This window comes from Brevundimonas sp., assembly GCF_027484365.1.
In the GTDB taxonomy this organism is placed as follows: Bacteria; Pseudomonadota; Alphaproteobacteria; order Caulobacterales; family Caulobacteraceae; genus Brevundimonas.
This window is the reverse complement of the sequence record NZ_JAIXTC010000013.1, coordinates 1-19,143: the sequence shown is the minus strand read 5'-3', so window position 1 is coordinate 19,143 and position 19,143 is coordinate 1. Positions and strand designations below refer to the sequence as shown.

At 66.6% G+C, this 19,143-nt stretch carries 17 protein-coding genes, 1 tRNA gene and 1 pseudogene; 9 read left to right on the top strand and 10 right to left on the bottom strand.

Annotation, left to right across the window (positions count from 1 at the left end):
• Window positions 1-61: 61 nt before the first annotated feature.
• Complete coding sequence (gene msrC, locus Q0044_RS05190; protein ID WP_298160439.1) at window positions 62-556, bottom strand: free L-methionine (R)-S-oxide reductase MsrC; 495 nt, start codon at window positions 554-556, stop codon at window positions 62-64.
• A 259-nt stretch (window positions 557-815) separates the two neighbouring features.
• Here msrC and Q0044_RS05185 point away from each other — a divergent pair, with 259 nt between their 5' ends.
• Both Q0044_RS05185 and Q0044_RS05180 read left to right on the top strand, forming a co-directional pair.
• Complete coding sequence (locus Q0044_RS05185; protein WP_298160437.1) at window positions 816-2,285, top strand: tetratricopeptide repeat protein; 1,470 nt, start codon at window positions 816-818, stop codon at window positions 2,283-2,285.
• 15 nt (window positions 2,286-2,300) lie between these two features.
• On the top strand, window positions 2,301-3,776 hold the full coding sequence (locus Q0044_RS05180) for a right-handed parallel beta-helix repeat-containing protein (protein ID WP_298160436.1): 1,476 nt from the start codon (window positions 2,301-2,303) through the stop codon (window positions 3,774-3,776).
• A gap of 1,017 nt (window positions 3,777-4,793) precedes the next feature.
• On the opposite strand, the gene Q0044_RS05175 is transcribed toward Q0044_RS05180, so the two are convergent.
• Complete coding sequence (locus tag Q0044_RS05175) at window positions 4,794-5,441, bottom strand: hypothetical protein (RefSeq protein ID WP_298160434.1); 648 nt, start codon at window positions 5,439-5,441, stop codon at window positions 4,794-4,796.
• Window positions 5,442-5,668: 227 nt separating this feature from the next.
• A tRNA-Ile gene (locus Q0044_RS05170) sits at window positions 5,669-5,744 on the bottom strand.
• 210 nt (window positions 5,745-5,954) lie between these two features.
• On the opposite strand from Q0044_RS05170, the gene Q0044_RS05165 reads away from it, so the two are divergent.
• From Q0044_RS05165 to Q0044_RS05155, 3 genes are all read left to right on the top strand, one after another.
• A complete protein-coding gene (locus Q0044_RS05165; RefSeq protein ID WP_298160432.1) occupies window positions 5,955-6,701 on the top strand; it encodes an SIMPL domain-containing protein in 747 nt (248 codons plus the stop codon).
• 144 nt (window positions 6,702-6,845) lie between these two features.
• Complete coding sequence (locus tag Q0044_RS05160; protein WP_298160431.1) at window positions 6,846-7,544, top strand: pirin family protein; 699 nt, start codon at window positions 6,846-6,848, stop codon at window positions 7,542-7,544.
• Window positions 7,545-7,637: 93 nt separating this feature from the next.
• A complete protein-coding gene (locus Q0044_RS05155) occupies window positions 7,638-8,036 on the top strand; it encodes a DoxX family protein (protein WP_366941102.1) in 399 nt (132 codons plus the stop codon).
• 72 nt (window positions 8,037-8,108) lie between these two features.
• Here the strand turns inward: Q0044_RS05155 and Q0044_RS05150 are convergent, their stop codons facing one another.
• On the bottom strand, window positions 8,109-8,897 hold the full coding sequence (locus Q0044_RS05150) for a PhoH family protein (protein ID WP_298160498.1): 789 nt from the start codon (window positions 8,895-8,897) through the stop codon (window positions 8,109-8,111).
• A 291-nt stretch (window positions 8,898-9,188) separates the two neighbouring features.
• Between Q0044_RS05150 and Q0044_RS05145 the strand changes: the two genes are divergently transcribed.
• Window positions 9,189-9,719 carry a gamma carbonic anhydrase family protein gene (locus Q0044_RS05145; protein ID WP_298160427.1) on the top strand — a complete coding sequence of 177 codons (531 nt, stop codon included), beginning with the start codon at window positions 9,189-9,191 and terminating at the stop codon, window positions 9,717-9,719.
• Between the two features lie 26 nt (window positions 9,720-9,745).
• Here Q0044_RS05145 and Q0044_RS05140 read toward each other — a convergent pair whose 3' ends face one another.
• On the bottom strand, window positions 9,746-10,273 hold the full coding sequence (locus Q0044_RS05140; protein WP_298160425.1) for a PAS domain-containing protein: 528 nt from the start codon (window positions 10,271-10,273) through the stop codon (window positions 9,746-9,748).
• A 194-nt stretch (window positions 10,274-10,467) separates the two neighbouring features.
• Between Q0044_RS05140 and Q0044_RS05135 the strand changes: the two genes are divergently transcribed.
• Window positions 10,468-11,385 carry a hypothetical protein gene (locus Q0044_RS05135; RefSeq protein WP_298160424.1) on the top strand — a complete coding sequence of 306 codons (918 nt, stop codon included), beginning with the start codon at window positions 10,468-10,470 and terminating at the stop codon, window positions 11,383-11,385.
• 147 nt (window positions 11,386-11,532) lie between these two features.
• Here the strand turns inward: Q0044_RS05135 and Q0044_RS05130 are convergent, their stop codons facing one another.
• From Q0044_RS05130 to hfaA, 4 genes are all read right to left on the bottom strand, one after another.
• Window positions 11,533-14,382 carry a M16 family metallopeptidase gene (locus Q0044_RS05130; protein WP_298160422.1) on the bottom strand — a complete coding sequence of 950 codons (2,850 nt, stop codon included), beginning with the start codon at window positions 14,380-14,382 and terminating at the stop codon, window positions 11,533-11,535.
• A 133-nt stretch (window positions 14,383-14,515) separates the two neighbouring features.
• Window positions 14,516-15,760: a holdfast anchor protein HfaD gene (hfaD, locus tag Q0044_RS05125; protein WP_298160420.1), complete on the bottom strand. Its 1,245-nt coding sequence runs from the start codon at window positions 15,758-15,760 to the stop codon at window positions 14,516-14,518.
• Entirely contained in the window at window positions 15,687-16,685 is a 999-nt protein-coding gene (hfaB, locus tag Q0044_RS05120; RefSeq protein WP_298160418.1) for a holdfast anchoring protein HfaB, read from the bottom strand. Before hfaB ends, hfaD begins: the two co-directional genes overlap by 74 nt.
• 8 nt (window positions 16,686-16,693) lie before the next feature.
• Window positions 16,694-17,128, bottom strand: coding sequence for a holdfast anchoring protein HfaA (gene hfaA / locus Q0044_RS05115; RefSeq protein WP_298160416.1), 435 nt, complete (start codon window positions 17,126-17,128; stop codon window positions 16,694-16,696).
• A 128-nt stretch (window positions 17,129-17,256) separates the two neighbouring features.
• Between hfaA and Q0044_RS05110 the strand changes: the two genes are divergently transcribed.
• Complete coding sequence (locus Q0044_RS05110; protein ID WP_298160414.1) at window positions 17,257-17,940, top strand: rhomboid family intramembrane serine protease; 684 nt, start codon at window positions 17,257-17,259, stop codon at window positions 17,938-17,940.
• A gap of 60 nt (window positions 17,941-18,000) precedes the next feature.
• Complete coding sequence (locus Q0044_RS05105; protein ID WP_298160412.1) at window positions 18,001-18,429, top strand: CBS domain-containing protein; 429 nt, start codon at window positions 18,001-18,003, stop codon at window positions 18,427-18,429.
• A 502-nt stretch (window positions 18,430-18,931) separates the two neighbouring features.
• On the opposite strand, the pseudogene Q0044_RS05100 reads toward Q0044_RS05105, so the two are convergent.
• Window positions 18,932-19,143: pseudogene (locus Q0044_RS05100) on the bottom strand (hypothetical protein); the annotation flags it as partial.

The following is a 19,143-nucleotide window of genomic DNA, read 5'->3' as shown; positions in this document are numbered from 1 at the left end:
TCCAGATCGACGGCCTCGATCCTGGTTCCGCCGAAGTCGATCCCGATCCTTATGGGAAGGCTTAGCGGGCGAACACCCTGGCCAGCAACCGTTCCAGCGCCTCGGCGTCCACGCCGTCGAAAGCCGCCTTGCGGGTCGCGTCCACGTCGAACACGGCGATCAACTCGCCCGATGCGTCGAGCACCGGAACCACGATTTCGCTCTCGGACCGGCCGTCACAGGCGATATGGCCGGGGAAGGCGTGGACATCCTCGACCAGTTGGGTCGCCTTCGTCTCCGCCGCCGTCCCGCAGACCCCGCGTCCGAAGGCGATTCGCAGGCAGCCCAGGGTGCCCTGATAGGGACCGACCACCAGCTCCCGCTCCGTCTCCGGATCGACGACGTAGAAGCCGGTCCAGAAATAGTCCTCGAAAGCATCAGCCAGCATCGACGACACCGTCGCCATGCGCGCGGTCACGTTCGGTTCGCCTTCCAGCACCGCCAGGATCTCGGCCTCGACCTCCGCGTAGCGGGCGGCCTTGTCGGCGGGACGGTCGTCGCGGGCGACGTAGGACATGGGGGCTCCGGAGTTTCGACTGGCGAGGGGCGCATATAGGCTGTGGTCTGGCCCAAGGCGAGCGAGACGCTTCCTCTTGGAAGCAAGCCCCTGTTTTCCCGAGACTAAGCGTGACCGGACAAGATTCCGGTCTGCTTGCGGCAACGCTTTGTCGTAAAACAGCGTTAACCATGATCGGAAGTTCACTGGACCAGACCGCTGGTTTGGGAAATGGTTAACGTCGGGCCGCCAGTTGGCTGCGTGGGGAACGGGTGAGGGAATGCGCGACCGCGACGCCAGGGACGACCGCTCGCAAGGCTCCCGCCTGCGGGGTCCCGTCACGGCCGTCGCCGTCATCGTCGCCCTGGCGGTGACCGCCGGCACCGTCGCCAGCTGCAGCGATTCGGGCCCGGGCCTGTGGCGGCGAGCCGACAACGCCGCCGCCAACGCCTGCCCCCGGCCACAGTCGGTCACCGGCTCGGAATTCAACGCCCAGGAAACGGGCCTGCGCCAGTTGCGACGGGCGGCCTTCCGCGGCGACTTCTTTGCCCAGCTCGAACTCGGCACCCGCTATGCGGCGTTGCGGGCCACCGACAAGAATATCGAGGACCCGATCGAGAGCGCGGTCTGGACCGGCCTGGCCCTGGCCAATGACGAAGGCTACGCCCCGATCAACAGGGCGGACCGCAGCGGCATCTTCGGCGGCTTCCGCAATGTCTCCCGCTACGACGACTGTCGGGCCTGGGAACGCCATGTCGCCTACCAACGGCTGGACGACCAGCTGTCGCGCATGACGATGGAGGAGCAGTCCGAGGTCCGTAACCGCATCATCTATGTCCTTTCGACCCAGGACGCCGACGGCTTCCGCGCCCTGGCGCGGCTGCATGACGCTCTCTACGGCCCGTTCGGCGAGCCGCAGGACAACGCCCAGGCGCGCGAGGCCTGGGGCCGGAACGCCGGCGGTCAGCCCGACCGGCGTCGCGCCGGCTACTACGCCGCCGTCAGCCTGTTCCCGCGGAACGACGTCGACGCCTACCTGTACAACTACCTTGCGGTCCAGACGGGCGATGTCGGCGCCTATGTCCTGCTGAAGGACTTCGAACGGTCCTCGCCGGGCCGGTCCCGCTACGGGGCCTTCGTCGAGGCCAAGGCGCGCCAGTGGGTGCCGCCGTTCGAATTCTATCCGAACGAGGCCCCGGCCTCGGGCGTGCCCTTCTCGGACGAGAGCCGTCCGCGTGGCGACGCCTATGAGTATGCGCTGGGCCGGATGACCGAACTGCCCTTCGTTCACGTCGGTCGCGCCCTGCGCTACCTCGGTGTGACCGAGGAGGTGGTGAACGCTCCGAATGACCTGTCGGCCCGTCAGATCCAGTCGCTGGAGGCCATGCTCGGCCACAATATGGAGTCGCGCCTCTCCTATCTGGAGATGGTCCGCGCCATCCAGTTGGCGGCGGTGAACGGCTCATCCGAGGCCCAGCTGGTGCTGGCGGTCATGTATTCCGAGGGCATCGGGGTTCCGCCCGACTACGCCCGCGCCTTCCACTGGTACCAGCAGGCCGACAAGCAGGGCTCGCCCGAGGCCAAGTTCGCCATGTCGACCTATTTCGCGCTCGGCGTCGCCGGGGTGGCGGATCAGGACAAAGCGGAGGCCGTGGCCTTCCGTATCGATTCGGCTCTGGCCGGCTTCGGCCCGTCCGCCTCCCGCCTGCAGGCCGTCCTGGCCCAGGTTTCCCGTTCGCAGCGCCGCTAAGGAGGGGCTGATCCGATGAAGACCCAAACCTTCAGCCGTCTGACCATCGCCGTTTCCGCCCTGGCCGTCGCCGCCGGACTGATAGTCTCGGCCCCCGAGGTTCAGGCCCAGACCGCTGCCCGGGTCGAAAGCCAGACCCGCCCGAACTTCGGCCTGCTGCTGGATCCGCCCGCGAGCCAGAGCCGCCGCCAGATCCCGCCGCGCCGCTGGAACTACGGCGCGCACCGCCCCGACGGACGGCCCGGCTATCAGCCCCCCTACGGCGGCCCGATCATCCCCGGTGGCGAGGAGATCGTCCTGGTGGACTGCGGCGGCAACCCCGGCACCGGCGGTGTCGAAGCGGCGGTCCAGCGCGTGCGACCCGGAGGCACCCTCGTCATCCGCGCCCGCGCCGGCGCCTGTGTCGGCTGGCTGAACATCGACAAGCCCATGACCATCATCGGTGAGGGCGGCTTCGATCCGCGTCGCTGGAACGAAGGATCGCCCATCACGCTCCAGGCTCCCGACGGTCTGCCCTGCATCACGGTCGCGTCCGGCGTGCGGCTGGAACTGCGCGACGTCGTCCTGGCCTCGCCGCGCGGCGGTGACGCGGCCTGTATCGTCAGCTACGGCGGCCAGATCGTCGCCAACCGGCTCGGCATCCGTCATGCGGGCGACGAGGCGGCCATCTACGCCGACGGAGGCGAGGTCGACCTGCGCGACACCATCATCGACGCCCAGACCATCGCCCCGGCCATCGTCGCCGACGACGCGACCCTGAACCTGTGGGAGACGGTCATCTCCGGATCCCAGTCCGGCATCGAGATCGTGCCCGGAAACGCCGATCCGTCGCGCATCGATTCGGTGACCGTCAGCGGGACCGAGACGCCGAACAATTTCGGCCCGCGCTCCATCGGTCTGGCGGTACGGTCGCGCCGTGACTACGGCCGGGTCGAGGTCGTCAACACCAGGATCTGCGGCTTCTCCGAGGGCGTGGCGGTCGAAGGAGCCTCTGTCACGGTCTCGGGGTCGAAGATCTGCCGGGCCGACAAGGGCGCGGTTCTCTACAACGGCGAACTGACGCTGACGGACACCCGCATCCGCGCCGGCTCGGTCGGGGTGGCGGTCCAGTCCGGCCGGGCTGTCGTCACCAACAACACTTTCGTCGGCATGCGCGAGGTCTTCGACCGCGAGTATCGCGCGACCCTCGACGCCTCGGGTAACCGCGTCTGGTCCGATGAGCTGTGCCGGCCGCGCTGGGAGGCTCGCTACCGCGACCGCTATGCGCCCCAATGGTACCAGCGTCCCGACCAGGGCTACGAATGCCAGTTCACCGCCTACCCGCGCGACTGGTGGGACGAGATGGACGGAGCCTATGGCGACCCCTACGACGACTATGCCTACATGCCGGACAACTATGGGCGCTTCCAGCAGGGCGACGGCTGGTACGACTCCAATGGCCGCTATGTCGACGGCGGCCGGATCCGGGGCGAGGATCGCTGGCGGCGGTGAGCCGTGGTAGGCGCGGAGGGCCTGAGCTCCCCTTGTGAAATCAAGGCGCAACCGGTGTCTAACCGTTCTGGCCGCCTATAGGCCACCATTGACGAGTTGGCCCGATGTCTAACCTTTCGGACCTTCCAAAACGCAAAAAGCCCCCGGCGCGAGGCCGGGGTCGGGGGTGTCCGGGACTGCTCAGCGCCGTGCAATCGACCACTTAGCAGCCTCGCAGGTGCCGCTGCCTGAGCCAGTTCCACGTCTCTGCCGATCTGCAGCTGGCCAACATTCGTGTCCACGTGAGCGCAGCCTGCTGCAGAGAAGGCCGACTGAAACGACGAAAGCCCGCTCCGGCGAACCGGGCAAGCCGGATCTATTGTTTCGGAACGGTTTGCCTAGGAAATGGCTGTCCATCAGGCTGGCGCGGGAACGCGCAGCCCCCATGCTGGAAATCGTTAAACGACAGGCCCGTCAACCGGCGGCTCGGTGCCTGTCCAGCAGGACGCCAAGCTAGAGCGCGCCGCGCGGCCAAACGAGGCGACCGCTCCAGCATTGCTTTTGACCTCGACGGATGTCGCTGCTGCGTTGTCAGGTTGGGTACCGCGTCCCCAGATGGTGACCACGTCACCGTCGGCCATGTAGGTTCTCGGTCGGGCGCCATCGGGCATCACATTTCTCGGAGTTACGCCAGCGATTTCGATGCGGGGCGGCGACAACTCGGTCAGCCACGCCAAAAGATTCCGAACACTGGGGCAAGTGATCGATGATGCCCAGAACACAGCAGTCTGTCCCGTTTCATCTCGATACTCACGACGTGCAACATACTCGATCCACGGCAGACCGTCGGGCAGTCGAACAGTGGCATGCACAACTGCGTAGAAGCCAACGGCTTCCCATGTGTCACTATGCGAAGGTTCAATCTCAAACCCCGCCAGCGGAGGAACCCCGCCAAATAACTGCACCCGGTAGCTGCTGTCACCGGCGATCGATGACGACGCCGAAGTCGTCACGAGCGTTGCACCTACGAGAATTGCCCTAAACATTGCACGGGAGCGCATTTTGGTTGACCTCAGGTCCAGCTTGGCCTTGTTCGCCGCTGGCGATGTTGGTTTGGTTATACACCCTGATCATTAGCCTATCCGGCGTTCCAGGTCCGTCATTTCCCGCGCCAACTATGTATAATCTTAGACCTTGGCTTCCCCCCGCCTGAGTGACCAGTCCTTGCCAAACGGGATAGTTGTACAGGTCCGCTGAACTCGGAAACGACCTACTTCCTGGGTGGGAGTGGATAAGGCCGACAACGTTCGCCCAGCCAAAGCCATCCACGTTGAACGGGACTTCGCCAGCCCCAGGAACGCCAACTTCGAGATTCTCCGCAGTGACCATCCCAGTAACCGGATTGCGTATCAGGACCATGGAGCGCTCTCGATTGTCGAGTAGCGGATCGCCAGCGCTGTTTTGAAAACGCCGCAAAGCTTCGGCTGCCGCTGCATCCGCGTTCCAATCGACCTGCTGCGCCGGATCCGCGCACCGGTCATAGATCGGAGGATCCTCCGGATCGCCCTCGCCGGACACCTCGATAGGCTGTTCCCCGGATGGAGAGTTCATACGGCCGGGGAAGTGCATTGCTGCGATCTGGCGACGTTGGCCGGTCACCAGAATTGGGGGAAGAACATCGGTCATACAGGCCTCACGAAATTGGCGCTCTCTGCCGAGCACAACCAAAGCTGATTTGGAAACTCATTAGTGCAGCTATGGTTGTGAAGCGTCAAGTTGCGCGTCCAGTTCACGCTTCCGCTGGGTTGCGCGGCGAGACGGGCTGCTGCGGGCCGAAACGAGAACAGGCCGAGTCTAACCCCTGCTGTCTATTCTTTTTAACTAAATGATTATAAGGGGTATTTTGAAGCGGGTGGTAGGCGCGGAGGGACTCGAACCCCCAACCAGACCGTTATGAGCGGTCGGCTCTAACCATTGAGCTACGCGCCCCCAAACCGCACGGCCTCGGGCGGAGGTCCGGCCTAGCAGGGCGACGAAGGCCGGGAAAGAGGCCGGAGCCTGTCGACGAATTCATTCAGGTGAACGGATCCTGCCAGATCGGCCGGCCCCGGCGTTCAGGCGGGCGCCGCCAAGGTTCGGCCACGGCCTGCGCAGAGAACGGGGGCCGTCCCAGGTTTCGTTCTCGATGAGGATTCTTCCATGACCCGCACCTTCAAGGCCCTGATGCTGGGCGCCGCCCTGACGGCCTTCGCCGCGCCCGCCGCCCTCGCGCAGTCCGTTCCGACCGCCCCGATGCAGGTGCACGCCATGGCCGCCCGGCCCGCCCTCAACCTGTCCGCCTTTGGGGAAGTCCGCGTCGCCCCGGACATGGCGACCATCACCTTCGGCGTCCAGACCGAGGCCCCGACGGCCCGGGCCGCCATGGCCGACAACGCCCGCCGCATGCAGGAGGTTTTCGCCGCCCTCAGCCGCGCCGGCATCGCCGACCGCGACATCCAGACCTCGGGCCTGAACCTCTCGGCCCAGTACGACTATGTCGAGAACCAGCCGCCCCGCCTGCGCGGCTATCAGGCGTCCAACCAGGTCACGGTGATCATCAACGATCTGACGAAGGTCGGCACGACGGCGGACGCCGTGGTCGGGGCCGGCGTCAACCAGATCAACGGCATCGCTTTCGGCCTGAAGGACCCCAAGGCCGCCGAGGATCAGGCCCGCATCCTTGCCGTCCGCGCTCTCCAGGACAAGGCGCGTCTCTATGCCCAGGCCCTGGGCGTCGAACTGGGCGGCATCCGCTCGCTGAATGAAGGCGGCGGCTACTCGCCGCAGCCGCCGATGCCGGTCTACGCCATGGCCCGGATGGAGTCCGCCGATGCCTCGACCCCGGTCGCGGCCGGCGAGATGACCGTGCGGATCGACATCACCGGGATCTATGACCTGGGTCACTGACGACTGACCCTCTGCCCCTCCCTCTCCCGCCCGGAGAGGGAGGGGTCTTTTCTGATACTAGCACTGTTGCAGTTCTCTCCCGGACACCTATGTTATCGTCCGAGCAACAGCGCCGCGGGACGTCCTGCGGCCGGAGAGACTTCAATGATCGAGCGCAGACCGTTCGAAAGCCTGGGTGGCGCCAACCACGGCTGGCTGAACGCCAAACACCATTTCTCCTTCGCCAACTACTATGACCCGGCGCGCATGAGCTGGGGCAATCTGCGCGTCTGGAACGACGACGAGATCGCCGCCGGCACGGGCTTCCCGCCGCATCCTCACTCGGACATGGAGATCATCACCTACGTCCGCGAAGGCGCGATCACCCACGAGGACAGCCTGGGCAACAAGGGCCGCACCGAAGCCGGCGACGTCCAGGTAATGAGCGCGGGCACCGGCATCCGTCACGCGGAATACAATGCCGAGTCGACCCTGACCCGCATCTTCCAGATCTGGATCGAACCGACCAAACGCGGCGAGGCGCCGGCCTGGGGCGCCAAACCCTTTCCCAAGGGCGACCGCGCCGGACAGTTCGTGGTTCTGGCGTCCGGTTTCGACGGCGATGACGACGCCCTGCCGATCCGGACCGACGCCCGCATCGTCGGCGCGACCCTGAAGGCGGGCGAGAGCGCGACCTATCCTCTGGGCTCGACCCGGCGCGGCTATCTGGTCCCTGCGATCGGCGAGGTCGAGGTCAACGGCGTCCGCCTGAACGCCCGTGACGGCGCCGCCATCTCTAACGAGGCGACGATCACGGTGACGGCCGTCAACGACGCCGAGATCGTCCTGGTCGACGCAGCCTGAGACCAGCAGGCGACTTGTCCAACGGCCCGTCCGGCTTAGCGTCGCCAGACGGGCTGCACACTTCAACGCGACCCACAGAAAGGGATGAAACCCATGAATGTCTTCAACGGCGCATCGAGATACCAACCGCAGGCCCTGGCGATCCTTCGCATCGTCGCCGGCCTGCTCTTCCTCGGCCACGGCCTGATCAAGCTGATCGGCTTTCCTGAAGGCGCCGAGCCGGGTCAGCAGGCGCTCACCACCATCCTCGGCGTCGGCAGCGTGCTGGAAACCGTCGGGGGCGTGCTGATCATTCTGGGCCTGTTCACCCGTCCGACCGCCTTCATCCTGTCGGGCATGATGGCTGTGGCCTACTGGATGTTCCACGCCCCCTCCAGCCCGTTCCCGGCCGTCAACGGCGGCGATGCGGCGATCCTGTTCTGCTTCGTCTTCCTCTACCTCGTCACCTCGGGGCCCGGCGCCTGGAGCCTCGACGGCGCCAGGAAGCGCTGAACGCCTCGCTGAAATGAAGAAGGCCGGCGGATCCTGCGATCCGCCGGCCTTTTCCTTGTCCGGTCGAGAGGGTCAGAGAACCCCGATCATGCTCGCCACCAGCGGGTGACGGACGATGTCCCCCTCGGCCAGGCGCACGACCGAAATCTCCGGCACGGCCTCCAGACGGGCCGCGATATCCGCCAGCCCCGACAGCGACGGCAGGAGGTCGGTCTGGCCCGGATCGCCCGTGACGACCATGGTCGAATGCCAGCCCAGCCGCGTCAGCAGCATCTTCAGCTGCACATAGGTGCAGTTCTGGGCTTCATCGATGACGATGAAGGCGTTGTTCAGGGTGCGGCCGCGCATATAGCCGACCGGCGCGATCTCGATCAGGCCTTCGGCCATCAGGGCCCCGACCCGCTTCATCGTCAGCCGGTCCGACAGGGCGTCGTAGAGGGGCCGCAGATAGGGGGCCAGCTTGTCCTCCATGGCGCCGGGCAGGAAGCCGATCGATTCGCCGGCCTCGACGGCCGGGCGCGACAGGACGATGCGTCCGACCTTGCCCGCTTCCAGCGCCTCGACCGCCTTGGCGACCGCCAGATAGGTCTTGCCCGTGCCTGCCGGACCCAGGGCCACGCACAGGTTGGAGGTGTCGATAGCGTTCAGCAGCGCGGCCTGGCCTTCGGACTTCGGTTTCAGGGTCTTCAGATAACCCTGCTCGCGATCGTCATTGGACGGATGCGGCGACCAGGCGCCCCGACTCTGCGGGGTGGGCAGGCGGCGGATTTTCGCATCCTGGCCATAGTCGGGGCCGTCGAAGGCTCCTCCATCGCGGGTTTGACGCTTCAGGGTTGCGCGCTTGGCCATCAGTGCCTCCAGGGCATGAAAAAAGGCGATGCTGCGAAAGCATCGCCTCGAACGAGGGTGGGGAGGAAAGGGGAGTCGCAGAAGCGGCATCCGGGGTCGATGATGTATCCCACATCCAGCGGGAGAACCCGCCGCATACCCGAACGCGTCACGCACGCCCCCAAGGCTCTGACCGGACCGGGATTGATCCGGTTACGGACTCGGGGCCGAAATGGCGACCTCGAATCGCATCAACAGAATGATGCTATCGTGGTTAGCGAAGGGTTAAAGCCCTCATTTGCTTGAGAATAAGGTGATGTTTCGATGACGATCTATTCGCTGGCGGACAAGAAACCGCAGCTTCCGCCGAAGGGCGAATACTGGATCGCGGATAATGCTGTCGTCCTAGGGAACGTGATTCTCGGTTCGGGCGCCAGCGTCTGGTTCGGGGCGACCGTCCGTGGAGACAACGATCCGATTACCATCGGTGAGAACACCAACATCCAGGACGGCAGCGTCCTGCATTCCGACCCCGGCTCGCCCCTGACCATCGGGCGGGACGTGACCGTGGGGCACAAGGTCATGCTTCACGGGTGCACCGTCGGGGACAACAGCCTGATCGGCATAGGGGCGGTGATCCTCAATCGTGCGCAGATCGGAAAGAACTGTCTGATCGGCGCGAACGCCCTGATCCCCGAGGGCAAGGTCATCCCCGACGGCTCCCTCGTCATGGGCCAGCCTGGAAAGGTCGTCCGCGAACTGGACGCGAGCCAGATCGCCGCCCTGACGATGTCGGCGCAGCACTATGTGCAGAACTGGAAGCGGTATGCGGCGGAGTTGAAAGCCGCAGAATAGCTCCTCTCTTGGGGGAGCGGGCGTGATCAGGCGATCCGGCGGCCGTCCAGCGCCGCGAGCGTCAGCGGCGCGCGACTGGGCGTTCCGACGCCGATCGACAGTCGGGCGGTCAGCGGCCCGACCGCCTCCTTGCGGCGCTCCTGTTCGGCCACGGGCTGGTAGAGGCCGATCAGGCGATCCGCCGTGCCGTCCGCCCGGCGCATTGGGGCGATGACGATTTCCAGCACCCCCCTCAGGCGCGCAGCCTCGGCGACCATGACCACGGGACGCGCCTCACGAAAGGCCTGAACCACGGCGCTCGCCACCAGCGGTCGGCTCTCCGGAGCCCACAGCTCCAGCCACGGCACGCCCCGCATGGGACGGCCGTGCAGGGTCTCGATCCAGGCCCCGGCCAGCCGGAAGGTCGCACCCTCGCTGGCGCGGTCGGCGGTGAACAGTTGCGGGACCAGCCGGCCCATCCGCAGCGGCTCGAACGCGGCGCGCGCGGGAATCCGGCCGGCCTCGGGCAGGGCCGCCCAGTCGTCGATCAGATTTTGCGTGCCGGGATGGAACATCGCCCTCGCCTTCGACAGGCGCGGCGCAAGGCGTGGGCCAGCTTCGAACCGCCTTCAAGAAGCGAGCGGCCGCGCCGCGAGCGGTAGGGCGAGGCATGTGGCTAACGGAAACGAAAGACCTTTGCCGCCAGATGTCAGGCTGAACCGGCCCGCGCCCCGCGCGACGCCGCATGTTGTTTGCAGGAGCCCAGCCCATGCGGGTGCGGATCAAGACCTGGTTGCCGGCCCTCGTGGGCGCCGCCGGCCTCTGGAGCCTGGCGAGCGCCGCCGGCTCGATGCAGTGCAACTCGGGCTGCCAGCCGCCGCCGCCGCCGTGCGACACGGGCTGCCAGCCGCCTCCGCCTCCGCCCCCTCCGCCGCCCCCGCCGGATTGCTGCACCCATCCGGGCCCGCCGGACTATCCGACGCCGGGCGACATCAACGTCAACGTCAACATCAATGCGAACGCCAACTCCAATGCTTCGGCAGCGGCGCGCGCCGGCGTCAACGCCCGCGCGGGCGGCTACGGCAACCTGCGCGGTGGTGCCGGCGGTTCGGCCTATTTCAGTGTCGAACAACCCTATCCCACGGTTATCCAGAACCTGAACGTCGAGGCCGGGGCGGTGTCCCAGGTCGTCCGCGTGCCTTACGAAGCCCGCCGCCGCTGGGAAAAGCGCGTCGTCATCCAGGCCTTCTGCATCGACGATCGCGACATCCCGCATCCGGCGTCCCAGGTCATTCCGGACCGCGACATCGCCGACAGCTACGAGGGTGAACTGTTCCGCTGCATCGCCGGCACCCACCTGCAGGTCACCTGGTCAGAGTGGTCGAACCAGACGAGCTATGGCGGCGGCGGAGTCGGCGGCCAGGGTGGCGAAACCTTCGCCTGCGAGAAGGGCAACGCCCTGTGGCGCGACCGGTCCGGCGGGATCACCTGCCGGGTCCAGCGGCCGGAACGCGACTGCAACGAGCGGTCCCTGCTGCGCCGCTACGGCGCAGGCGTGAAGGTGGTCACCTGGGTCCGCGAGGAAGTCTATACCGAATACCGCGAGGAGGTCGTGCAGCAGGCCGGTGCCTCCATCGTCGGTGCGACCATGATGCTGGACGGCGGGGTCGGCGGACGGGTCTTCTAGTGGCCGCCCGCGCCACGTGAACGGCGGACAACGCGCCGTTCACGCCGGGCGCATCGTCCTGGGCGCATAGTTCAATCGTCGGTCATCGCCGGCGATCCTGAGTGAAAACCTGGCCCCGGAGCGCAAGCCCCGGGGCCTTCTTTCGTCCTACTGCGCCGGAGCGTTCGACGAGATCACCGACGCTCGCCAGGCCTTGGCGTCGACGAGCCAGCGTTGGGCGGCGGCCTGGATGTCGGCCGGCGTGAAGCCCTCGATGTCAGAGATGTGGGTCGTGATCTGGGTCACGGCGTCCGCATCGCTTGCGACATCGTTGAGCTGGCCCAGCCAGTAGTCGTTGCCTGCCTGGCTGCGGCGCAGGGCCTCTACCTGGGGCGCGCGGGCCCGGGTCAGCTCGTCCTCGGTGATCGGCGTGTCGCGCAGCGAGGCGGCGATGACGTCGACAGCCTCGAACAGCTTCGCCTGGTTCTCCGGCGTCGTCTGGGCGGTGACGGAGATGGAGCCGTAACCCGCGTAGACATCCGAAGACGAGGCGCCGACGCCCGGCGAATAGGCCAGGGCCTGCTTCTCGCGGATTTCGTCGAGAACCCGCAGTTCCATGACGGCCGCCAGCAGATTGGCGAGGCGCGCCTCGGTCCGATCGCCGACCGCATCGACCGTGGGCCAGGCGACATAGCCCAGGGCCTGTTCGGCCGGCCCGGTGTGACGCAGCACGACCGGCGTGGCCGTGCCGGCGGGGAAGCGCAGCACATCGGCACCGGCGGCCGGGGTCGGCAGGGCCGGGCGGGCGGGCAGGGCGGCGAGCGTCGAACCGACCGCCGCGATCGCGTCGTCCACCGTGACGTCGCCGACCATGACGACGTCGACCGGACCCTGTCCGAGCCCCGTGGTCAGGCCGGACTTGAGCTGGTCCATGGTCCAGCCGCCGATGTCCTGGGCGGTCGGGAAGGTCTGGCGCGGGTCGCCCGAGGCCAGGAGGCCCGAGGACTGGATAGCGAATGCTCCGGCAGGCGTAGCCATCTGCTGGGCGATGATCTGCGGGAACAGAGCCTTGATCTGCTCGAACGGGGCGGGACGCAGGCCCGGGTCGGTCAGATAGGCGGTCAGAACCTGCATCTCGAGCGCCAGATCCTGGGGCCGGGTGGCGCCTGACAGCTGGTAGGCGTCGCCGTCCACCGAGAAGTTGGCGCCATAGATGCGGCCGCTGAGCACGCGGGTCAGCTCATCCGCCGTCAGCTTGCCCAGACCGCCTGCCGTGAACACGAATGACGAGAGAGTTTGCGGGTCCTGCCGGTCGGTCGGCAGGCCGAGCTCGCCGAGACCGGCGCGGACGCTGACCAGGATCTGTTCGTCGCGGAAGGCGGTCGGCTTGACCGTCAGGGTCGTGCCGTTGGCGAAGGTCACGACGGTGGCGCCGATGTCTGCGATCTCGCGCCGGGCTGTGGGTTGGGCCGCTGCGCCGAACTCGGCATAGGGCCATTCCAGAGCGGCCTGGACCGCACGGGCGATGACCGGCGTGGCCTGGGAGGCCTCGAGCAGGGCCGTGACCCCGGCCTCGCCGCCCTCGATCGGCTCCGGCGTGACCACCAGGACCAGCGGGCCCTGACCTTCGAAGGCCGCCTTGACCGCCGTATCGACGGCTGCGGGCGTCAGGCCTTGGACGGCGGCGTTGAAGATGTCGAGATTGGTCTGGGGCGAGGAGAAGACGCGGTCGTCATTGGTCGCGGAAAGCAGACCGTTGACCAGGGCGGGCGTCGTCCGGGTCGCAGCGGCGGCGACGGCGTTCTCCAGGCTGGTGCGGTTGTCGGTGATCTCGCGCTGCAGCTCGGCCTCGGTCACGCCGTATTCCTGCAGACGACGGGTTTCCTGTTCGATGGTCTCCAGCGCCCGCTGCAGGCCGCCCGGGTTGAAGGAGGCCTGGACGCCGCCGATCTCCAGACTGTCGAACAGGGTGGAGCTGGACGCGCCGGCGCCGATGAACGGCGGATTGTCGGCCCGCGCCAGTTCGCCGAGGCGACGGTTCAGCACCGACAGACCGAGGCTGCGCAGAATGCGCGACTGGCGCTCGGCGACGGTGTCGGGGTCGAGGTCAGGGGCGCGCGTCCAGTTCAGCTGGATCGACGACTGGACACCCGGTTCGACCAGGATACGGGTCTCCGGACCACGAGGCGCGAGCTGGCCCAGATCCGGTTCCGGACCATCGGCGGCCTTGGGCTGCCAGCTTTCGAAGGCGCCGCGGATCTTGGCCTCCATCTGATCCACATCGAAGTCGCCGACGGCCAACATGGTGGCGCGTGAAGGCCTGTAGTAGCTGTTGTAGAACTCGACGAAGCGATCGCGGGGCGCGGTGCGGATGATATCCAGATCACCGATCGGGAACCGCTGCGAGATCCGCTGACCCGGAGCGAGCAGGGCGAACTGGGCCTTGGCCGAGCGCAGTCCGGGCGTGTTGCGGGTCCGCTCCTCGCCGACGATGACGTTACGCTCATCGTCGATGGCTTCCGGGTCCATCAGGGCTTCGGACACCTGTTCGCGCATGATCCGCAGGGCCGTATCGACCGTCTCGTCGTTCGTGCGCGGCAGTTCCAGCTGGTAGAAGGTCTGATCCCAGCTGGTGGCGGCGTTGGTGTCGGCGCCGAAGGCCAGACCCAGACGCTCAAGGATGCGCAGCAGGTCATTCTCCGGGATGTTGGTCGTCCCGTTGAAGGCCATATGCTCCATGAAGTGGGCCAGGCCCTGCTGGTCGTCGTTCTCCATCAGCGAACCGGCGGCGATGCGCAGACGCAGGCTCGCCTGTCCTGGAGGCGTGGCGTTGCGCAGGATGGCGTAGCGCATGCCGTTCGGCAGGACACCGAAGCGCACGTTCGAATCGGCTGGAATGTCGCTTGCCGCCTGGGCCCAGGGGGCGGAAGGCTGGGCCGTCTGGGCGACGGCGGGCATGGCTGTAAGGAGCGCCAGCCCGGAGGCGGCGACGAGAAGAAGGCGACGGGCGTTGGACATGCAGGCTCCGGTGGAACGGTCGGCGCACCGTAGAGGGCGCGGCCGGACAGAGATGACGATGTGATCCCAGCGGACGCCGCCGGTTGTCGTCACCTTCGCCCCGAACCGGCGCGGGTGTAAAATGAACTTTACGTCAGGTTCCGGGGCGAGAGACGTAGAAGGTCGCGCTGTTGCCGATGGCATTGGCTCCGGTGGTCACCGACCGGCCGTTGCCGCGGATCGTGGTGGAGGCGGTGGCCGAGACGCTTCCGGAGTTGGTCTGGGCGTTGGTGACGTCCATCGTGCCGTCGCAGGCGGAGCAGGCGTAGCCGGTGACCGAGTTGCCGACGGCCTCCGCAGCGACATGGGCGTCGTAGCCGTTCGTGCCTTCGAACGTCGAGGCGACCTCGACCCCGCCGGAGTTCACCTGGGAATTGTCGATCTCCAGATAGCGATCGTTGTTGCCGATCGAGACCTCATTGCCCGTGCCGTAGGCGTTCGAGGTCGCCGCGCCGAAGTCGTAGCTGGTGACGCGGCTGGCGGTCTGGATCCGGGACAGGTTGGACTGGTCGGTCGTCACGACGGCCGAGCCGCCCTGATTGTAGAGCACCGCCTGGTTGCCCGTGGCCCGCGCCCGCCCGGCCAGGTCCCAGGCGTTTCCGGAGTTGGCGCTGGTCGAGGCGGTGACCTGATCGCCGGCCTGACGCTGGCGGAGGGTCAGATTCTGGCTGGACGCGAGGCCGGAGTTGACCAGAACCGAGTTGCCGATCGACTGGCTGATGAACTCGCCGGTCTCGGGGATGTACTGGGTGCCCGCGAAATTCTCGGAGCGAACCCCGGCGGCGGAGTTCTGGATCACCGTGCCCTGGACGTGGGAGCCGCTCGCCCCGATAGCCGTGGTGTTGGCGATGGCCGTGACCCCGACCGAGGCCCCGCCGATCAGGCGGGCCGAGGATCCCGTGATCGTGGAGGAGGCCGTGACCTCGGACGGATCCACCGTCTGGGTCGACTCGATCGTCAGATCGGCGCCATAGGCCCCGGCGGCCAGGTAGTTGCCGCGCGCCTGTGTCGTCGCATTCACCGGACCCTCGGTCTCGCCGGTCAGGGTCATTGTGGTTGTCGCGCGGGTGTTGCCGCGCATCGTCTGGGTCGAGCTCAGGCTGAGGGCGTCGTTCTGGACCGTGCCGGACAGGCTGTTGCCCTGGGCGGCGTTGTTCACGGCCACCTCTCCGGAGGCGTCCTCGACGTTCAGGGTCTGGCCCGCGATGACGTCGCCGAGCTGAAGCTGCTGGTTCAGGACGATCGAACGGTCCTGGGCGCAGGCCTCAGTAGCGGCTGCGACGCACATCGCCGTCGCGGCGATCGTGCCAGCGAGACGGTTCGGCGCGAGTCTGGCCATTGTTCGTTCCCGTGTTGTCGTAGGCGGCGTAGTAGCCGCCGGTCGCGCCCACCGTGTTCAGGGGGTCGTTGGCGGCGTCGAGGCAGACCTCGGGACCCGGCGCGCCGTACAGGTTGGCCATCATCTCCAGCGTCGCCCGCTCGATCAGGGCGCGGACCGCCAGCTGGACCGGCTCCATCCCGCCGGTGCCGGCCGAGACGTCGATGACGTTGCCGTTGAGGAAGTCGAACACCCCGGCGGAGATTTCGCGGCCGATGATCTGCTTCTGGTAGGAGATGACGTCGACCACCTCGTATGTCGTCGTCTGGATCAGACGCAGGTCCAGGGCGACATTCATCACATAGACCTTGCCCTGCACGATGCCCGAGCCGGGGACGTCGGTGTCGGTCTCGCCCACGGCGGCGTCGAAACCGGCCGAGCGGATATTGTAGTTCACCTCGGTAATGCCGCCGGCGATGTAGAAGTCCGAGCCGGGAACCTGACCCGCGAGGATCCGGCGATAGTTCGGCTCCTCAGCCGTACCGCCCTGGTCAGCGATCAGGCGGTTGTTGGCGTAGCGGAGCTCCATCTCCCCGACTGAGGTGTCGTATCGCTCGACGATCTGGGCACCCGACTTCGCCAGGGCGCTCATGGCCATGAGTGAAGCGCCCTGGGTGATCTGGCGACCGCCGTCAGCGGACACCGTGCCCGTGTAGTCGGCGATACGGGCGACCGCCATCCGGGGCGAGGGCAGGTTGTAGCGCCGGGCATAGTCGGCGAGACAATAAAGTGCTGTCGAATAGGGGGTCGGGTTGGCCGTCACCGGCGCATTGCCGATCGGTCGGGCGTAGAGACCGCCGGGCCCCGCCACGGGACTGACGCAGGCGGACAACATTGCAGCGGCTGCGAGGGCGGCCACGCCGCTCTTCAGCCGGGGACCAAACATGCGCGCGTTCATTCGAAGCCTGTCAGGGTACCGGTCAGATCCGTTCGAGCACTGACATTGCCCGTATTGGTCTGGCGCGAGTTGACGATGACCGTGTTGTGGCTGCCCTGGACCACGACGTTCAGATTGTTGCCGATGGCCGTCGATCCCGCGATGGTCGTGCCCTGCGAGTTGCCGACGCCGCCGGAGTAGGTGTTCGACACGCCGCCCGACTGGCGGGAGTAGGCCGAGGCACCGGCCTGGATGATTCCATCGACGATCAGGCGGTTGCCGTTCTGGTCGCGGGTCGATCCGGTCTGGGCCGAGGTCACCGACTGCCGCGCGCCGCCGTAGCCGCTCTGGAATGTCGACAGGCCCGCCGAGCCGCTCGACTGCGCCAGGGCTGCGCCCGGAGCCGCCAGGGCGACGGTCAGCAGGGCGATGGACGTCCTCTTGAAGGGCATTTCGGCCAATCCCATACGCACACGATTCATGGCCGCCAGGTCGCGGTCCGGCTCCCAAAGTGAGTTATGGTTATTAAGAAGCGCTTGAGATTGGTTAGGCCTTTCCGCATTTGACCGGGATGGAGCCCATGCCCGACCGATTCGCCGGCCCGTCCCCGAGAGAACGCATCTTCAACGCGCCCCTTCTGGCGGTGCTGCTGGCCTCCTCGATGCCGGCGCTCTACTTCTTTCAGGAACGCTCCCGCGACAACTGGCTGGGACTGGCCTTCGCGCCGGTCGACCTCGCCGATGGGCGTTACAGCGGGCTGTTTACCTCCATGCTGGTGCACGGCGGCTGGATGCATGCCCTGATGAATGCCGTGGCAGCCCTGACCTTCGGTGCGCCGGTGGCCAGACTGTTCCGGGGGACGGTCGGCGTGGGGGTGTTTCTTGCACTTTATATATGCGCCGGAATTTTTGCGACCCTGGGCTATGGTCTGGTCCACCTGGGCAGTCCTGATCCGCTGGTGGGAGCCTCCGGGGCGGTGTTCGGCCTGATCGGTGCCGCGACCCGTCTGCTGGGCGGGCGAGGACGGGTTCTGCCCCTGACCAGCCGCGCCGTCGTCACGACCTCGATCGCCTGGATGGCCGTCAACGCCGTTGTCGGCCTGATCGGTTTCGCGCCGGGGGTCGAGGGGGCGAGAATCGCCTGGGAGGCCCACGCCTTCGGTTTCCTGTTCGGCATCCTGGCCATCGGTCCGCTCGCCCGGGTGTTCGCGCGGCCGGAGGAAAGGTTTGATTCGTCCGGCGGTCTGGGCGATCCTCCGACCTGAAGCGGCTTCGGCTCTTCGGCCGACGGCCGTTCCCAAGAACATAAGGGAAGGAGCCGCACTGTGCTGGTCGCTGAAATCCTCAAGAGCAAAGGGGGCGACGTCTTCAGCGTCGCGCCTGACATCTCCCTCTCCGCCGCCTGCGCCGAGCTGGACAGCCGGCGGGTTGGTGCCCTGATCGTCTGCGACGGGGATCGCGTGGTCGGCGTCATATCCGAGAGGGACGTCGTCAAGGCCGTCGCTGCGGACGGCGTCGCCGGCCTGGGCAAGCCGGTGTCCGCCTATATGACCCGGGACGTGATCTTCGCCGAGCCTGGCGAGACGGTGGCGATTCTCATGGAGCGGATGACCGACCGCCGGATCCGCCATCTGCCGGTGCTTAAGGACAACCGGCTGAGTGGCGTGATCTCCATCGGCGACGTGGTCAAATGCCAGATCGCCGAGGCCACCCGTGAGGCGGAAAGCCTGCGCACCTATATAGCCGCGGGCTAGGGGCGTGACCGTCACTGCGGTCGCTGACCCGGACTCCGCGAGAAACTGGCCCTGCCGCGAAAATGCCGCTTGCGGGCAGGAAGGCCTCTCCGTATATCGCCCCCTCGCTCGGAGACGGGCTGGCCGCCGGGGCCTCGGGGACGCAAGTCGTCAGGGACCTGGACGGAAAAGAGGGGTTAGAAACTCCTTGCTTCCCTGGCCGGTTCCACATAATCTCCCCGCTCCAATCGAATCGTCGGAAACGATAACAGAGGGAGGCCTCTTGCTTCTCCCGACGGTTTTTTGCGCTCCAGAAGCCCGGCTTCACCGGTTCGCGGAATGGCTCAACAGCCCGGTTGACACGAGGTTCGGCCTTCCTTAGGAAGCCGCCTCCGCAGCCCTCCGGGGCCGCTCTGCAGACCGAGGTTCTTCTTTAAAAAGAACCACTTGACGCAGAAAACGGAGGCGACTACATCGCCGCCTCCGCCGACCTCCGGGCCGGTGACGACGTCGGAAAGTTCTTTCAGAAGAACTTCTTGACACGGACTTCCGAGGCGACTACATCGCCGCCTCCGCCGTTCACCGGCGTTAAACAGTGGGGCCGGTTCCTCCGGTCTTGGTCTTTGAAATCGTTGATTTGGAAAGAGAAACGCAGGCGGCGGTGTTCTGGCGATGGCTTTTGCCATACGACGAAACTGTTAATCTGCGGTCTTTTTGAAAGATACAACCATGTCG

Bases quoted from the DNA above. Each gene is read 5' to 3' on its own strand.
- Q0044_RS05185 (WP_298160437.1), top strand. From the start codon at position 816: ATGCGCGACCGCGACGCCAGGGACGACCGCTCGCAAGGCTCCCGCCTG.
- Q0044_RS05130 (WP_298160422.1), bottom strand. From the start codon at position 14,382: ATGTCCAACGCCCGTCGCCTTCTTCTCGTCGCCGCCTCCGGGCTGGCG.
- Q0044_RS05140 (WP_298160425.1), bottom strand. From the start codon at position 10,273: ATGTTCCATCCCGGCACGCAAAATCTGATCGACGACTGGGCGGCCCTG.
- hfaA (WP_298160416.1), bottom strand. From the start codon at position 17,128: ATGCCCTTCAAGAGGACGTCCATCGCCCTGCTGACCGTCGCCCTGGCG.
- msrC (WP_298160439.1), bottom strand. From the start codon at position 556: ATGTCCTACGTCGCCCGCGACGACCGTCCCGCCGACAAGGCCGCCCGC.
- Q0044_RS05135 (WP_298160424.1), top strand. From the start codon at position 10,468: ATGCGGGTGCGGATCAAGACCTGGTTGCCGGCCCTCGTGGGCGCCGCC.
- Q0044_RS05175 (WP_298160434.1), bottom strand. From the start codon at position 5,441: ATGACCGATGTTCTTCCCCCAATTCTGGTGACCGGCCAACGTCGCCAG.
- Q0044_RS05165 (WP_298160432.1), top strand. From the start codon at position 5,955: ATGACCCGCACCTTCAAGGCCCTGATGCTGGGCGCCGCCCTGACGGCC.
- Q0044_RS05180 (WP_298160436.1), top strand. From the start codon at position 2,301: ATGAAGACCCAAACCTTCAGCCGTCTGACCATCGCCGTTTCCGCCCTG.
- Q0044_RS05160 (WP_298160431.1), top strand. From the start codon at position 6,846: ATGATCGAGCGCAGACCGTTCGAAAGCCTGGGTGGCGCCAACCACGGC.
- hfaB (WP_298160418.1), bottom strand. From the start codon at position 16,685: ATGTTTGGTCCCCGGCTGAAGAGCGGCGTGGCCGCCCTCGCAGCCGCT.
- Q0044_RS05110 (WP_298160414.1), top strand. From the start codon at position 17,257: ATGCCCGACCGATTCGCCGGCCCGTCCCCGAGAGAACGCATCTTCAAC.
- hfaD (WP_298160420.1), bottom strand. From the start codon at position 15,760: ATGGCCAGACTCGCGCCGAACCGTCTCGCTGGCACGATCGCCGCGACG.
- Q0044_RS05145 (WP_298160427.1), top strand. From the start codon at position 9,189: ATGACGATCTATTCGCTGGCGGACAAGAAACCGCAGCTTCCGCCGAAG.
- Q0044_RS05155 (WP_366941102.1), top strand. From the start codon at position 7,638: ATGAATGTCTTCAACGGCGCATCGAGATACCAACCGCAGGCCCTGGCG.